The following is a 15,616-nucleotide window of genomic DNA, read 5'->3' as shown; positions in this document are numbered from 1 at the left end:
CCTAGGCAGCTAATTGGTGGTCAGATGAAACATTTCACCCCAGACGAATTCCGTAATTGCCACCTCGGCCTCTTGCTCGGGCGCGCTGCGCTGCTCAAGGACCGGATCATCGACACGCACATGGAACCCCACGGCATCACCGCCGCGCAGTTCAAAGTGCTGATCATCATGGCCCAGTTCGGTGTCGATACCCCGGCCGAGCTGTGCCGTCACCTGTCGCTGGACAGCGGTTCGATGACGCGCATGCTCGATCGTCTGGAGCAGAAAGGATTTCTTGCCCGTCAACGCTCCGAGGCTGATCGACGCCAGGTGCAACTGATGTTGACTGAGGAAGGCCAGAAGCTCGCCGACCGCCTGCCGCACATCGGCGCCGACGCCATGAATGAACTGGCTGGCGCCATCAGCCCGGACGAGTTGAAAACCCTGGAATTGATCCTGAAGAAAATCTTGGTAGCAGCCGGTGACTCGATCACTATCCAGCGGCTAGGTGAACACAATGAGCGGTAAAACCTTGCGCAGCAGCCTGACCCTGGTGCTCTCGGCGATGATCCTCGCCGGTTGCGCCAGTTACAGCGGCTTGGACACCGAAGGCAAAAGCCTCGATGCGAAAACCCTGAAGGCCGGGCAATCCCTCACTGGCGTGACCTTGTCGCCGGCGGCCTGGCCGAAAAGCGACTGGTGGAAAAGCCTCGGCGACCCACAACTCGACGGTCTGATCCGCGAAGCCCTGCACGACAGTCCGGACATGCAAATCGCCGAAGCCCGCGCCCACCAAGCCAGTGCCGCCGCATATGCCGCCGACGCTGCGCGGATGCCGACCCTCGATGCCAGCGCCGGCGTCAGTCGTTCGCGGCTGGCCAAAGATCAAGACCCGTCGGGTAAGGGCGACACCTACGCCACCGTGCGTAACATCAGCGCCAGTTTCAATTACAACTTCGACCTCTGGGGCGGTCAGCGTGACGCTTGGGAAGCCGCACTGGGCCAGGCCCGCGCCGCCGAAGTCGATCAGCAAGCCGCGCAGTTGACCTTGTCCGCCGACGTCGCTCGCGCCTACAGCGATCTGGGGCAGGCGCACATCGTTTATGACTTGTCCAATGACGACCTCAAGCGCACCAAACAAATGCTTGATCTGAGTCAGCGTCGTTTGAATTCCGGGATCGACAGTCAGTACCAGTTCCAGCAGACCGAAAGCCTGGAAGCCAGCTCCGAAGCGAGCCTGATCGACGCCGAAAAACAGCTGAACAGCGCCAAAATTGCATTGGCCGTACTGCTCGGCAAAGGTCCGGACCGCGGCAACGAAATCACCCGGCCGAAAATCCTTCAGGCCAGCGCCGTGGCCTTGCCGTCGGTGCTGCCGGCCGAGTTGCTCGGTCGTCGCCCGGATCTGGTCGCGGCACGCTGGCGGGTTGAGGCGGCGAGCAAGAACATTGCCGCAAGCAAAACCCAGTTCTATCCCAACCTGAACCTTACGGCCGCTGCCGGTGCCGAATCCTTATTGGGTGACGCAATGTTCGGTTCGGCCAGTCGTTTCTTCAATATCGCGCCGACGATTTCGGTGCCGATTTTCGACGGTGGCCGCCTGCGCGCCAACCTCGATTCCCGCGACGCCGACTATGACCTGGCGGTGGCGCAGTACAACAAGAGTCTGGTCAAGGCGCTGGGGGATGTCAGCGACACCATCAACCAGTTGCGCGATATCGGCCGGCAGATTGGTGCCCAGCAGCACGCCACCGAGATCGCCCAGGACTCTTACAACACCGTGGTCCAGCGCTACGGTTCCGGCATCGGCAATTACCTGGATGTGCTCAGCATCGAACAGCAATTGCTCCAGGCCCAGCGTCAACTGGCGAACCTGAATGCCGAGCAGATCGACCTGTCGATCCAACTGATGCAGGCGCTGGGTGGCGGTTTCCAGAGTGAAACCATCGCCTCGGCCAATCCAGCTCCAGCCAAGCTGAACAACTAATTCAAGGTATCTGTCATGGCCACTGCCGAAACGACTTCTGCTCCAACTAACAAAGCGCCTGAAAACGCCCCGGACACCAGCAACCCGCGCAAACGCAAAATCATGCTGACGGTGCTGGCGATTCTGGTGATCCTCGCCGGTGTCGGCGTCTGGGCCTATCACGAGCTCTACGGTCGCTGGAACGAAAGCACCGACGACGCCTACGTGAACGGCAACGTGGTGGAAATCACCCCGCTGGTCACCGGTACCGTGGTGAGCATCGGTGCCGATGATGGCGATCTGGTCCACGAAGGCCAGGTGCTGGTCAACTTTGACCCGAACGATGCTGAAGTCGGTCTGCAAAGTGCCCAGGCCAACCTGGCTCGCACCGTGCGTCAGGTTCGCGGCTTGTACAGCAATGTCGACGGCATGAAAGCCCAGGTCAACGCCCAGCAGGCTAACGTGCAAAAAGCCCAGGACAACTTCAATCGCCGGAAAAACCTCGCCGCTGGCGGCGCGATTTCCCAGGAAGAACTGTCCCACGCTCGCGACGACCTGACCTCGGCGCAAAACGCCCTGGCCAATGCCCAGCAGCAGCTCAAGACCACCAGCGCGCTGGTCGATGACACCGTCGTGTCGTCGCACCCGGATGTGATGTCCGCCGCCGCGCAAGTGCGTCAGGCTTACCTGAATAATTCCCGCAGTACCTTGATCGCGCCGGTCACCGGTTATGTGGCCAAACGCTCGGTGCAACTGGGTCAACGGGTTCAGCCGGGTACGGCGCTGATGGCGGTAATTCCACTGGATCAACTGTGGATCGACGCCAACTTCAAGGAAACCCAACTGCGTGACATGCGCATCGGCCAACCGGTGGACATCGAAGCTGACCTGTACGGCAGCGATGTGAAGTTCAGCGGCACCATCGACAGCCTCGGCGCCGGGACCGGCAGCGCGTTCGCCTTGTTGCCAGCGCAGAACGCCACCGGTAACTGGATCAAGATCGTCCAACGCGTACCGGTGCGGATTCACGTCAACGCCGAAGAGCTGGCTAAACACCCGTTGCGCGTTGGTCTGTCGACTCAGGTCGATGTGAACCTGCACGACCAGAGCGGTCCGGTACTGGCGCAACAGCCGCCACAAAAGGCTTCGTTCAGCACCAACGTGTATGACCGTCAGTTGACCGAAGCCGACGCGATGATCACCCAGTTGATCCATGACAACAGCGCTGCGGTCAGCAAGACCGCGCAACGCTGATTCGCCAATCCCTCAGCGGCGCCGGTTAAACGGCGCCGCGCACGCCAAGTTACATAGGATTCGCGATGAGCAATAACGCGTCTTTCACGCCGCCCAGCCTGCTGCTCAGCACCATTGGCCTGTCGCTGGCGACCTTCATGCAAGTGCTCGACACCACCATTGCCAACGTGGCCTTGCCGACGATTTCCGGCAACCTGGGCGTGAGTTCGGAGCAGGGCACTTGGGTCATCACATCGTTTGCGGTCAGTAACGCCATTGCGTTGCCACTGACTGGCTGGCTGAGCCGGCGTTTCGGTGAGGTGAAGCTGTTTCTCTGGGCCACGATTCTGTTTGTACTGGCCTCGTTTCTTTGCGGTATCTCGACGTCGATGCCGGAATTGATCGGTTTCCGCGTACTTCAAGGCTTGGTGGCCGGGCCGTTGTACCCGATGACGCAGACGCTGTTGATTGCGGTGTATCCCCCAGCGAGGCGCGGCATGGCCCTGGCGTTGCTGGCGATGGTCACGGTGGTGGCGCCGATTGCCGGCCCGATCCTTGGCGGTTGGATTACCGACAGCTATAGCTGGCCGTGGATCTTCTTTATCAACGTGCCGATCGGGATCTTCGCGGTGATGGTGGTGCGCTCGCAGCTCAAGGCGCGTCCGGTGGAAACCAGCCGTCAGCCGATGGACTACGTTGGTTTGATCACGTTGATCATAGGGGTCGGCGCGTTGCAGGTGATCCTCGATAAAGGCAACGACCTGGACTGGTTCGAATCGAACTTCATCATCATTGGAGCGGCGATTTCGGTGATTGCCCTGGCGGTGTTTATCATCTGGGAAATGACCGACCAACATCCTGTGGTGAATCTGCGGCTGTTTGCTTACCGCAATTTCCGTATCGGCACCATTGTGTTGGTGTTGGGTTACGCCGGGTTCTTCGGTATCAACCTGATCCTGCCGCAATGGCTGCAAACCCAGATGGGCTACACCGCCACTTGGGCCGGTCTGGCGGTAGCGCCCATCGGGATTCTACCGGTGCTGATGTCGCCGTTTGTCGGCAAGTACGCGAACAAGTTCGACCTGCGACTGTTGGCCGGCCTGGCGTTCCTGGCGATTGGCCTGAGCTGCTTTATGCGCGCCGGGTTTACCAACGAGGTCGACTTCCAGCACATCGCGTTGGTGCAACTGTTCATGGGCATTGGCGTGGCGCTGTTCTTTATGCCGACCTTGAGCATTTTGATGTCGGACTTGCCGCCGAGCCAGATCGCCGATGGCGCGGGCCTGGCGACGTTCTTGCGGACATTGGGCGGTAGCTTCGCGGCGTCGTTGACCACCTGGATCTGGATTCGCCGGGCGGACCAGCATCACGCGTACTTGAGTGAAAGCATCACCTCCTATGACCAACCGACCCGGGATGCCTTGAACACACTGGGCGGGGCGGGTACCCCGGCGTATGCGCAACTCGATCAAGTGCTGACCAGTCAGGCGTACATGCTCTCCACCGTGGATTACTTCACGTTGCTGGGCTGGGGCTTTATGGGGTTGATTCTGATCGTGTGGCTGGCGAAACCGCCGTTTGCCGCGAAGGCAGGTCCGGCGGCTTCCGGGCACTAAGGTCAAAAAACCCTCACCCTAACCCTCTCCCAGAGGGAGAGGGGACTGACCGCGGTGGATGTTCGAGATACATCGACCTGACAGACTTCAGTCGAACTCAGGTCTTGAAAGGCATGAAGATCGGCTCCCTTTCCCCTCGCCCCCCTGGGGGAGAGGGCTGGACCGCGGTGGATGTTCGGGATACATCGACCTGACAGACTTCAGTCGAAATCAGGTCTTGAAAGGCATAAAGATCGGCTCCCTTTCCCCTCGCCACCCTGGGGGAGAGGGGACTGACCGCGGTGGATGTTCGAGATACATCGACCTGACAGACTTCAGTCGAACTCAGGTCTTGAAAGGCATAAAGATCGGCTCCCTTTTCCCTCGCCCCCTGGGGGAGAGGGCTGGACTGACCGCGGTGGATGTTCGGGATACATCGACCTGACAGACTTCAGTCGAACTCAGGTCTTGAAAGGCATGAAGATCGGCTCCCTTTCCCCTCGCCCCCTGGGGGAGAGGGCTGGACTGACCGCGGTGGATGTTCGAGATACATCGACCTGACAGACTTCAGTCGAACTCAGGTCTTGAAAGGCATGAAGATCGGCTGCCTTTCCCCCTCGCCCCCTTGGGGGAGAGGGCTGGGGTGAGGGGGTAAAGCATTTAGCCGTGCGACAAACCCAGTGGCGGCGCAAAATCAAACGGCGCTAACGCAAACCCGTTCTCATCCACCTGCAACGCCCAGCCCTGACGATCCCAATCCCCCAGCACGATGCGTTTGGCCGCTTGCTCGCCAATCTGCAACTTGTGAATCGCCGGGCGATGGGTGTGCCCATGAATCAGGGTTTTCACGGCAAATGCCTGCATGATGCGCGGCACTTCGTCCGGCGTCACATCGACAATGTCGTTAGCCTTCATCCGCGTCTGCGCACGGCTTTCGCTGCGCAGCTTGCGCGCCAGTTTATGCCGGGTGCTCAACGGCAGATGCCGGAGGATGAACAGGGTGATGGGGTTGCGCAGGTAGCGCCGCAGCTTCATGTAGCCAACGTCGCGGGTGCAGAGGCTGTCGCCGTGCATCAATAGCACCGGCTCGCCGTAAAACTGCACGACACTCGGGTCCTTCAGCAGCGTACAGCCGGCTTCTTTGCAGAACGCCTTGCCGAGCAGGAAGTCACGATTGCCGTGCATCAGAAAAATGGCCGTGCCGCTGTCGCTAAGATTGCGCAGGGCCTGGCAGATGGAGCGCTGGAACGGCGTCATGGCATCGTCGCCAATCCACGCCTCGAAAAAGTCGCCGAGGATGTACAGCGCACTCGCTGTCCGGGCGCGTCCGGCGAGCAAATCCAGAAACGCCCGGGTTATGTCCGGGCGCTCCTCTTCCAGATGCAAGTCTGAAATCAGCAATATCACTCAATGATCTCGGCTTTCTCGATGATCACGTCGTCTGCTGGTACGTCCTGATGGCCGGACTTGGAAGTGGTGCTCACGCCTTTGATCTTGTCGACGACGTCGGTGCCGGCAACAACTTTGGCGAATACCGCGTAGCCCCAGCCCTGAGTGGTCTTGGCGCTGTGGTTCAGGAAGCTGTTGTCAGCCACGTTGATGAAGAACTGGGCGGAAGCCGAATGCGGCTCCATGGTGCGCGCCATGGCCACGGTGTACTTCTCGTTCGGCAGGCCGTTGTCAGCTTCGTTCTGGATGCTTGGGCGCTTGTCTTTCTTTTCTTTCATGCCTGGCTCGAAACCGCCGCCCTGGATCATGAAGTTACCGATCACACGGTGGAAAACGGTGTTTTCGTAGTGGCCGGCCTTGACGTATTCGATGAAGTTGGCAACGGTCAGCGGTGCCTTTTCAGCGTTCAATTCCAGGACGATGTCGCCATGGTTGGTGGTCAGTTTGACTTGGGTCATGATCGGGGACTCTTTATAAAAGAAGCATTTTAATGAATTCGTGGGTTTCGGGGCGTTTGAGCCCTCAACCGGTTTGGCCAGCAACAGCCAAGGTGCGCAGTTTAGCGCGACAGGCGCGAATTTCGAGGCTGTTTTTCAAAACAGGTGGATTAAACACACCTGATTTAGGGCCTGCTCTGTCAGCAGCTTGACAGCATCGGCTATGATAGCGGCTTTGTTTTGTCAGGCCTTTAGTTCCGGCCGCGCACTCGTACGTTCAAGGATCCTATGAGCAAGCCCACTGTCGACCCTACCTCGAATTCCAAGACTGGCCCTGCTGTGCCGGTCAATTTCCTGCGCCCGATCATCCAGGCGGACCTGGACTCGGGTAAGCACACGCAGATCGTCACCCGTTTCCCGCCTGAGCCCAACGGCTACCTGCACATTGGTCACGCCAAGTCGATTTGCGTGAACTTCGGCCTGGCCCAGGAATTTGGCGGCGTCACGCACCTGCGTTTCGACGACACCAACCCGGCCAAGGAAGACCAGGAATACATCGACGCGATCGAAAGCGACATCAAATGGCTGGGCTTTGAATGGTCCGGCGAAGTGCGCTACGCCTCGCAGTATTTCGACCAGTTGCACGACTGGGCCGTCGAGCTGATCAAGGCCGGCAAGGCCTACGTTGATGACCTGAGCCCGGAGCAAGCCAAGGAATACCGTGGCAGCCTGACCGAGCCGGGCAAAAACAGCCCGTTCCGTGACCGTTCCGTGGAAGAAAACCTCGACTGGTTCGCCCGCATGAAGGCCGGCGAATTCCAGGACGGCGCACGTGTACTGCGGGCCAAGATCGACATGGCCTCGCCGAACATGAACCTGCGCGATCCGATCATGTATCGCATCCGTCACGCTCACCATCACCAGACCGGTGACAAGTGGTGCATCTACCCGAACTACGACTTCACACACGGTCAGTCGGACGCCATCGAAGGCATCACTCACTCGATCTGCACCCTGGAGTTCGAAAGCCATCGTCCGCTGTACGAGTGGTTCCTGGACGCTCTGCCAGTGCCGGCGCACCCGCGTCAGTACGAGTTCAGCCGCCTGAACCTGAACTACACGATCACCAGCAAGCGCAAGCTCAAGCAACTGGTCGATGAAAAGCACGTGTTCGGCTGGGACGATCCGCGCATGTCCACGCTGTCGGGTTTCCGCCGCCGTGGCTACACGCCGAAATCGATCCGCAACTTCTGCGACATGGTCGGTACCAACCGTTCTGACGGCGTCGTCGATTTCGGCATGCTCGAGTTCAGCATCCGTCAGGATCTGGACCAGAACGCTCCGCGCGCCATGTGCGTGCTGCGTCCGTTGAAGGTGGTGATTACCAACTACCCGGAAGACCAGGTCGAGAACCTCGAACTGCCGCGTCATCCGCAGAAAGAAGAACTGGGCGTGCGCAAGCTGCCGTTCGCCCGTGAGATCTACATCGACCGTGAAGACTTCATGGAAGAGCCGCCAAAAGGCTACAAGCGCCTGGAACCGAACGGCGAAGTGCGTCTGCGCGGCAGCTACGTGATCCGTGCCGACGAAGCGATCAAGGACGCCGATGGCAACATCGTCGAACTGCGTTGCTCCTACGACCCGGAAACACTGGGCAAGAACCCTGAAGGTCGCAAGGTCAAAGGCGTGGTGCACTGGGTGCCGGCGGCTGCCAGCGTCGAGTGCGAAGTGCGTCTGTACGATCGTCTGTTCCGCTCGGCCAACCCTGAGAAGGCCGAAGACAGCGCCAGTTTCCTGGACAACATCAACCCTGACTCGCTGCAAGTTCTCACTGGTTGTCGTGCTGAGCCTTCGCTGGGCAATGCACAGCCGGAAGACCGTTTCCAGTTCGAGCGCGAAGGCTACTTCTGCGCGGATATCAAGGACTCGAAACCAGGTCATCCGGTCTTCAACCGTACCGTGACCTTGCGTGATTCGTGGGGCCAGTGATTCAAGGAACATAAAGTGCTTACGATCTACAACACGCTCACCAAGAGCAAAGAAGTCTTCAAACCGCTGGATGGCAACAATGTGCGCATGTACGTCTGCGGGATGACCGTGTACGACTACTGCCACATTGGCCATGGCCGCAGCATGGTCGCGTTTGACCTGGTGACCCGCTGGTTGCGGTTCAGCGGCTATAACCTGACCTACGTGCGCAACATCACCGACATCGAAGACAAGATCATCAATCGGGCCAAGGAGAACGGCGAGCCGTTCGACGTGCTGACCGAGCGCATGATCACTGCGATGCACGAGGACGAGGCGCGCCTCAACATCCTCAAACCGGACATGGAACCGCGGGCCACCGACCACATCGCTGGCATGCAGACCATGATCCAGACCCTGATCGACAAGGGTTACGCCTACGCACCGGGCAATGGCGACGTGTACTACCGCGTCGCCAAGTTCATGGGCTACGGCAAGCTGTCGCGCAAAAAGATTGAAGACCTGCGCATCGGTGCGCGGATCGAAGTCGACGAGTCCAAGCAGGATCCGCTGGACTTCGTGCTGTGGAAAGGCGCCAAGCCGGGCGAACCGAGCTGGCCATCGCCGTGGGGCGACGGTCGTCCGGGCTGGCACATCGAGTGCTCGGTGATGTCGACCTGCTGCCTCGGCGAGACTTTCGACATTCATGGCGGCGGCAGCGACCTCGAGTTCCCGCACCATGAAAACGAAATCGCCCAGAGCGAAGCGGCGACCGGCAAGACCTACGCCAACGCGTGGATGCATTGCGGCATGATTCGCATCAATGGCGAGAAGATGTCCAAGTCCTTGAACAACTTCTTCACCATTCGCGATGTGCTGGAAAAGTACCACCCGGAAGTCGTGCGTTACCTGCTGGTGTCGAGCCACTACCGCAGCGCGATCAACTACTCGGAAGACAACCTCAAGGACGCCAAAGGCGCACTCGAGCGTTTCTACCACGCGTTGAAAGGCCTGCCGAGCGTGGAGCCGGTTGGCGGCGAAGCCTTTGTCGAGCGCTTCACTCAGGTGATGAACGACGACTTCGGCACGCCGGAAGCCTGCGCGGTGTTGTTCGAGATGGTTCGCGAGATCAACCGTCTGCGCGAGAGTGATCTCAATGCAGCGGCGGGCCTGGCGGCACGCTTGAAAGAACTGGCCAGCGTGCTGGGTGTATTGCAGCTCGAAGCCGATGACTTCTTGCAGGCCGGCGCTGAAGGCCGGGTTGATGCGGCGCAAGTGGATGTGCTGATTGCTGCGCGTCTGGCCGCTCGTGCTGGCAAAGACTGGGCCGAATCCGACCGCATCCGCGACCAGCTCACCGCCATGGGCGTGGTGCTGGAAGACGGCAAGGGCGGCACGACCTGGCGTCTGGCTGACTGATTGCTTTATTCGTTACAAACAAAAACCCGCCTTGTGCGGGTTTTTGTTTGGCTGCGAGAAGAGCCCCTCACCCTAACCCTCTCCCAGTGGGAGAGGGGACTGAATGGGGGATATTCAAGAAATTCGCCGACCTGAAAGATTGTTTCCGAATCCATAATCGACGCAATCTCTCCGATCGATGTACAACGCCAGACACCTCGGTCGGCCTCTTCTCCCTCCGGGAGAGGGGATTGAATGGGGGATATTCAAGAAATTCGCCGACCTGAAAGATTGTTTCCGAATCCATAATCGACGCAATCTCTCCGGTCGATGTACAACGCCAGACCCCTCGGTCGGCCTCTTCTCCCTCTGGGAGAGGGGATTGAATGGGGGATATTCAAGAAATACGCCGACCTGAAAGATTGTTTCCGAATCCATAATCGACGCAATCTCTCCGGTCGATGTACAACGCCAGACACCTCGGTCGGCCTCTTCTCCCTCCGGGAGAGGGGACTGAATGGGGGATATTCAAGAAATACGCCGACCTGAAAGATTGTTTCCGAATCCATAATCGACGCAATCTCTCCGGCCGATGTACAACGCCAGACACCTCGGTCGGCCTCTTCTCCCTCTGGGAGAGGGGACTGAATGGGGGATCTTCAAGAAATACGCCGACCTGAAAGATTTTTTCCGAATCCACAATCGACGCAATCTCTCAGGTCGATGTACAACGCCAGACACCTCGGTCGGCCTAGAGGGGATTGAATGGGGGATATTCAAGAATACGCCGACCTGAAAGATTGTTTCCGAATCCATAATCGACGCAATCTCTCAGGTCGATGTACAACGCCAGACACCTCGGTCGGCTCCTTCTCCCTCTGGGAGAGGGCTGGGGTGAGGGGATCTTTTCGGGGTTGCTTTTGGTGTCCGCGTAGGTCTTGATGTCTGACGCGGCAGCGGGATGCTGCTCAGCGACGAATCAAGGGAGGAATCATGGCTAATCACTACCGCGAGCTTCTAACAACACCCGGCGCCACGGGGTTAGTGCTCGCGAGTTCCATTGCCCGATTGCCGCAAGCAATGATCGGCATTGGCATCATCACCATGCTGGTGGAGCAAACCGGTGTCTACTGGCTGGCAGGCGCAGTCGCCGGTATGTTTACCCTGGCCAATGCATTGCTTGGCCCGCGCATTTCGAAACTTGTTGATCAGCGTGGTCAGAGTCGAGTGCTACCCGTGGTGACGGCATTCAGCATCGTCATGTTGCTGGCGTTGATCTTCGCCGTTCACTTGAGAGCGCCCGCCGCGTTGTTTTTGTTCTTGCGGCACTGGCGGGGACGATGCCGAGCATGCCGTCGATGATCCGCGCACGCTGGACGCAATTGTTTCGTGGCAAGCCGCAACTGCACACGGCGTTCTCGCTGGATACGGTTCTGACCGAACTCGCCTACATCATCGGCCCGCCACTGGCGATCGGCTTGAGCGTGAGCTTTTTCGCCGAGGCCGGGCCGTTGGTGGCGGTGGCGCTGCTGGCTGTCGGGGTGACAGCGTTTCTCCTGCAGCGCCAGACTGAACCTAAAGTTGTCGTGGGCCATACCCGCAATACCGGCTCAACCCTGCTGATTCCCGGCGTTCGCACGATTGTCCTCGCGCTGTTGGCGATGGGTGTCATCGGTGGAGCGATCGATGTGGCGGTCGTGGCCTTCGCCAATGCTCAAGGCTGGCCAGCGTCTGCCACCTTCATCCTCGCCGCCTATGCGTTCGGTTCACTGGTGGCCGGCCTGACGTTCGGTGCGTTGAGGGTTTCGCTGGCGATCGAAAAACAGTTCCTGATCGGGATATTGGTCACGGCGTTCACCGGCGTTTTGCCGATTTTTGCAGCGGACGTTTATGTCCTGTCAGCGACGCTGTTTATCGCCGGCATTTCGTTTGCGCCAACGATGGTCGTGGTCATGAAGCTGGGGACGATCATCATCCCGCCGTCGCGGATCACCGAAGGGCTGACGTGGATGACCACTGGCATCAGCATTGGCGTTGCGCTCGGGGGCATGCTGGCGGGGGTGGTTATTGATGCTTTTGGTGCACGAGCAGGGTTCGGCGTGGCGATTGGCGCGGGGGTGATGATGATTGGGGTTGTGCTGATTGGGCTGCGCACATTGGCGGCTGTTTCAAGTGCGCGTGTTGAGTCGGTCTTTTCGCCCTCACTGTAGAGACCGGTACATCCTTTACACATTAGACCGGGGACATCGTTTACACCTTTTCCAGGCTTGCTACGCGTTTAGCGCCGCGTTCAAGCCTGCCTAAACAGAAGGTGCAAAGGTACAACTCCCACACATCATCAGCCACCTCCTTCAGCGCGATCTCTTCGCCGATCAGTGCCTCTCCCAGAAAAATCAGCTGTCCTTTCCATTTGAACTCTCCGTTCGAACGAACCTTACGCACTTCAACGTCAGTGCCGTATTCAACCGCTGGCAGGTAACCGGGGTAGGGTCGTAACGACGGGCTATACACCGAAGCAGGTGGCTTCATGTCCAACGCGGTGTGCGGTCGAACCTGATTGAAGTCCTGGATGAAATCCTCAAAGGCCAATTGCTGGCGCACAAGATTTTCCGCAGGTGTTCGTAATACCGCTGCTTTCAGCGTTCGGTGCATCCGTTCGTGCCGGCCATTTTGGTCGGGACGGCCAGGCGTAATTGTCTCGACGTGGATTCCGTGCCTGATGAACCACACCGACAACTTCGACAAACGCGCCAAACCCGTTGATGCGAAGGGAGCGCCATTGTCCGTGCGAATCACATCCGGCAACCCAAACTCCCGGAAGGCCCACTCGAAGCCCTGCCGCGTCGGCTCCCCATGCGTGCTGGGCAATGCCCGGCAAAGCAGCAGATAGCGACTCATCTGGTCGGTAATGGTCAGCGGATAGCACCAATTGCCATCCTGCATTTTGAATTGCCCTTTGTAATCGGCACACCAGGTCTGATTGGGTTGATCGACCGGACGCAAATGCGTCGGAGCGCGTGGGCGCACGGGATAGGGGCGCCGCGCGGTGACCAGACCAGCCTTCTTCAACCATATCCCGGCGGTACTCGCGGCCGGCCAGTGGATATCCGGATCGGAGACGCGTAGACGATCAATGATCTGCTTCGGCCCCCGATCGGGATGCTCGTTTTTCTTGGTCAGCAGCGTGGCTATGATTTCGTCGGGAGTCTGATGAGGGCAATTCAATGGCTTACGCGATTGCTCTTTCAAGCCATCCACGCCCAGCGCTGCATACCGTTCCAGCCACTTGTCGATGGTTGGACGGCTGACGCCATAGCGCCGACTTAATTGGCTTTTGGTGTAACTGCCGCCAAGCCAGTCGCTGACTAACTTCACTCGTTGATCCATTGGGGATTCTTGATTCCAGGGCATGGTCAGCACCTCCTGACCATGATTGATACCTGTAAACCATGTCCCCGGTCTCAAACGTAAAGGATGTACCCGGTCTTTACCCACCCTAGCCCTCTCCCCCAGGAGAGGGGACTGAATGGGGGATGCTCATGAGATACGCCGACTTGAACGTGATGCGTTGAATCCATAATCGACTGGTTGTTTCAGGTCGATGTGCGGCGCCAGACACCTCGGTCGGCTCCCTCTCCAGGAGGAAAGGGCTGGGCGGGCGGCGTTCCGATGAGGGGAAGGGGTTCACTCAACCTTCAATCTGCCGCAGCCGCTTATAAAGTGTATTGCGACTAACGCCCAGCCTTCTGGCCAAATGCGAGATATTCCCCCCGGCCGCCTTCAACTCCCGGTTCAACGCTTCAACATCATTCAAATCCAATCCCAGCGGCGGTGCGCTCTCAACCGGCTCCATTTCCAGATCAACAAAAAAATCATCGGGCAAATGCTCCGGCCGCACCGGTTGCTCCTCGGCCATGGCCAATGCCACCTGCATCACACTGCTGACCTGACGCAAATTCCCCGGCCACGGATGTCTTTCAAATAACGCCAACACTTCGTGGCTCAGCCCCGCCCATTGCGTCGGCTCACGGTGTTGTTCCCAGAGTCGTTTAAACAAAGCCTGTTTATCACTGCGTTCTCTGAGCGGCGGCAACTCCAATGTCAGCCCGCCGATGCGGTAATACAAATCCTCACGAAACCGCCCCAACTGCACTTGTTCACGCAGAGAGCGGTTGGTCGCCGAGATAATCCGCAAATCCACCGCAAACAACTCACTGCTGCCCACCGGTTGCACGCAGCGCTCCTGCAACACGCGCAACAAGCGCGCCTGGGTTGGCAGCGGCATGTCGCCGATTTCATCGAGGAACAATGTTCCTTTGTCAGCCTTGCGAATCAGCCCGATGCTGCCTTTCTGGTTGGCGCCGGTGAACGCGCCTTTCTCGTAACCAAACAGCTCGGACTCCACCAGTTCGGCGGGAATCGCTGCGCAGTTGACGGCGATGAATGCCTGTTTGCTGCGCGAACTCGCTTGGTGCAAGGCTTTGACGAAGACTTCCTTGCCGACGCCGGTTTCACCGTGGATCAGCAGCGGGATGTCTTTCTCCAACAAGCGCTCGGCCTGGCGCACGGCTTTTTCTACGCGACTGTCGCCGAAGTGCAAGCTGTTGAGGCTGATCGCGCTGGGTGCGGCGGGTTTCGGCTCAGTGACAAACAGCCGCGGCTGAATCGGCGCCTGTTTCGGCCGCTTCAGCAAACATTGAAAACGGTTGCGCCCGGACGTCTGCAAGGCAAATGGCAAGTCATCCGGCTGATTGATCAATTCCAGAAGCGACACGTTGAACAGGCTCTCGACACTGACCCGCGACAAACGCACACCGAGCAGATTGTCCGCGCGGCGATTGGCTGACAGCACCTGGCCGCTCTCATCAAAAATCAGCAAACCCGCCCACTGGCTGTCGAGGTTGTTCAACCCGGTATTGAACGTCAGTTGAAAGTGCTGACCGTGAAACAGATTGAGGATCAGCCGGTTCTCCACGGTCTGGCTCATCATCTTGACCATGCCCAACGTGTGCGAGGGCGGCAAGTAGCTGTCGCTGGAGACATCGAGCACCGCAATGACCTTGCGCTCGGCATCGAAAATCGGCGCGGCGGAACCGGTCATGAAGCGGTTGGCCTTGAGAAAGTGTTCATCGTGTTCGATATGCACTGCCTGCTCGCAAGCCAGCGCGGTGCCGATGGCATTGGTGCCGCTGGAGCGCTCCATCCAGCTCGCCCCGGCCTGAAAGCCGCGAGCCAGATTCGGTTCGATAAAGCGTTGCGTGCCCCACGACGTCAGCACCTGGCCCTGGTTGTCGGCGAGCATGATCAGGCAATTGGAGTTGCTGAGGATGTTTTCGTAGTAGGGCAGCACTTCCTGGTGAGTGGTCTGCACCAGAGAGTGATGGCGGTCGAGCAGATGGGCAATGCCGGCGCTGGGCAACTGATCGAAAGCCGGGGTGCTTTGGTGCTCAAGACCGAACGCGCGGCAGCGTTGCCAGGAAGTCTGGACGATCGCGTCGTGGGACAACGGCGGGGCAGGTGCGGCCATGGCAGTGGGCCTCTGATGCAGCGATTTTTATTGTTGTTATGAACCCAAATCCTGAACACAACAC

General features: G+C 58.8%; 10 protein-coding genes and 1 pseudogene. 7 read left to right on the top strand and 4 right to left on the bottom strand.

Annotated elements, in window-relative coordinates:
• Positions 1 to 24: 24 nt before the first annotated feature.
• The 4 genes from JFT87_RS22450 to JFT87_RS22435 all read left to right on the top strand — a co-directional run bounded on the left by JFT87_RS22450 (position 25) and on the right by JFT87_RS22435 (position 4,794).
• On the top strand, positions 25 to 507 hold the full coding sequence (locus JFT87_RS22450) for a MarR family winged helix-turn-helix transcriptional regulator (RefSeq protein WP_201204644.1): 483 nt from the start codon (positions 25 to 27) through the stop codon (positions 505 to 507).
• Entirely contained in the window at positions 497 to 1,966 is a 1,470-nt protein-coding gene (locus JFT87_RS22445; protein ID WP_201204642.1) for an efflux transporter outer membrane subunit, read from the top strand. The genes JFT87_RS22450 and JFT87_RS22445 overlap by 11 nt, the downstream gene beginning before the upstream one ends.
• A 15-nt stretch (positions 1,967 to 1,981) precedes the next feature.
• Entirely contained in the window at positions 1,982 to 3,199 is a 1,218-nt protein-coding gene (locus JFT87_RS22440; RefSeq protein WP_201204640.1) for an HlyD family secretion protein, read from the top strand.
• A 65-nt stretch (positions 3,200 to 3,264) separates the two neighbouring features.
• Positions 3,265 to 4,794 (top strand): DHA2 family efflux MFS transporter permease subunit, encoded by a 1,530-nt coding sequence (locus JFT87_RS22435; protein ID WP_201204639.1) that lies wholly within the window; start codon positions 3,265 to 3,267, stop codon positions 4,792 to 4,794.
• 639 nt (positions 4,795 to 5,433) lie between these two features.
• On the opposite strand, the gene lpxH is transcribed toward JFT87_RS22435, so the two are convergent.
• Positions 5,434 to 6,180 (bottom strand): UDP-2,3-diacylglucosamine diphosphatase, encoded by a 747-nt coding sequence (lpxH, locus tag JFT87_RS22430; RefSeq protein ID WP_201204638.1) that lies wholly within the window; start codon positions 6,178 to 6,180, stop codon positions 5,434 to 5,436.
• On the bottom strand, positions 6,177 to 6,680 hold the full coding sequence (locus tag JFT87_RS22425) for a peptidylprolyl isomerase (RefSeq protein ID WP_201197107.1): 504 nt from the start codon (positions 6,678 to 6,680) through the stop codon (positions 6,177 to 6,179). The genes lpxH and JFT87_RS22425 overlap by 4 nt, the downstream gene beginning before the upstream one ends.
• Before the next feature lie 267 nt (positions 6,681 to 6,947).
• Here JFT87_RS22425 and JFT87_RS22420 point away from each other — a divergent pair, with 267 nt between their 5' ends.
• The 3 genes and pseudogenes from JFT87_RS22420 (at position 6,948) to JFT87_RS22410 (ending at position 12,235) form a co-directional block, all read left to right on the top strand.
• Entirely contained in the window at positions 6,948 to 8,648 is a 1,701-nt protein-coding gene (locus JFT87_RS22420; RefSeq protein ID WP_201204637.1) for a glutamine--tRNA ligase/YqeY domain fusion protein, read from the top strand.
• Between the two features lie 15 nt (positions 8,649 to 8,663).
• A complete protein-coding gene (gene cysS / locus JFT87_RS22415) occupies positions 8,664 to 10,046 on the top strand; it encodes a cysteine--tRNA ligase (protein ID WP_201204636.1) in 1,383 nt (460 codons plus the stop codon).
• A 972-nt stretch (positions 10,047 to 11,018) separates the two neighbouring features.
• Positions 11,019 to 12,235, top strand: a pseudogene (locus tag JFT87_RS22410) (MFS transporter).
• Positions 12,236 to 12,275: 40 nt separating this feature from the next.
• On the opposite strand, the gene JFT87_RS22405 reads toward JFT87_RS22410, so the two are convergent.
• The gene (locus tag JFT87_RS22405) at positions 12,276 to 13,436 is read right to left on the bottom strand and encodes an integrase core domain-containing protein (RefSeq protein ID WP_141130028.1); all 1,161 of its coding nucleotides are present in this window, start codon (positions 13,434 to 13,436) and stop codon (positions 12,276 to 12,278) included.
• A 277-nt stretch (positions 13,437 to 13,713) separates the two neighbouring features.
• A complete protein-coding gene (locus JFT87_RS22400) occupies positions 13,714 to 15,552 on the bottom strand; it encodes a sigma-54-dependent Fis family transcriptional regulator (RefSeq protein WP_201204635.1) in 1,839 nt (612 codons plus the stop codon).
• Positions 15,553 to 15,616: the final 64 nt, after the last annotated feature.

The organism is Pseudomonas sp. TH15, assembly GCF_016651105.1.
Taxonomy (GTDB): Bacteria; Pseudomonadota; Gammaproteobacteria; order Pseudomonadales; family Pseudomonadaceae; genus Aquipseudomonas.
This window is presented reverse-complemented; position numbering and strand designations above follow the sequence as displayed.

Excerpts from the sequence above, each read along its gene's own strand:
- JFT87_RS22450 (WP_201204644.1), top strand. The coding sequence starts at position 25 with ATGAAACATTTCACCCCAGACGAATTCCGTAATTGCCACCTCGGCCTC.
- JFT87_RS22445 (WP_201204642.1), top strand. The coding sequence starts at position 497 with ATGAGCGGTAAAACCTTGCGCAGCAGCCTGACCCTGGTGCTCTCGGCG.
- JFT87_RS22440 (WP_201204640.1), top strand. The coding sequence starts at position 1,982 with ATGGCCACTGCCGAAACGACTTCTGCTCCAACTAACAAAGCGCCTGAA.
- JFT87_RS22435 (WP_201204639.1), top strand. The coding sequence starts at position 3,265 with ATGAGCAATAACGCGTCTTTCACGCCGCCCAGCCTGCTGCTCAGCACC.
- JFT87_RS22425 (WP_201197107.1), bottom strand. The coding sequence starts at position 6,680 with ATGACCCAAGTCAAACTGACCACCAACCATGGCGACATCGTCCTGGAA.
- JFT87_RS22420 (WP_201204637.1), top strand. The coding sequence starts at position 6,948 with ATGAGCAAGCCCACTGTCGACCCTACCTCGAATTCCAAGACTGGCCCT.
- JFT87_RS22405 (WP_141130028.1), bottom strand. The coding sequence starts at position 13,436 with ATGCCCTGGAATCAAGAATCCCCAATGGATCAACGAGTGAAGTTAGTC.
- JFT87_RS22400 (WP_201204635.1), bottom strand. The coding sequence starts at position 15,552 with ATGGCCGCACCTGCCCCGCCGTTGTCCCACGACGCGATCGTCCAGACT.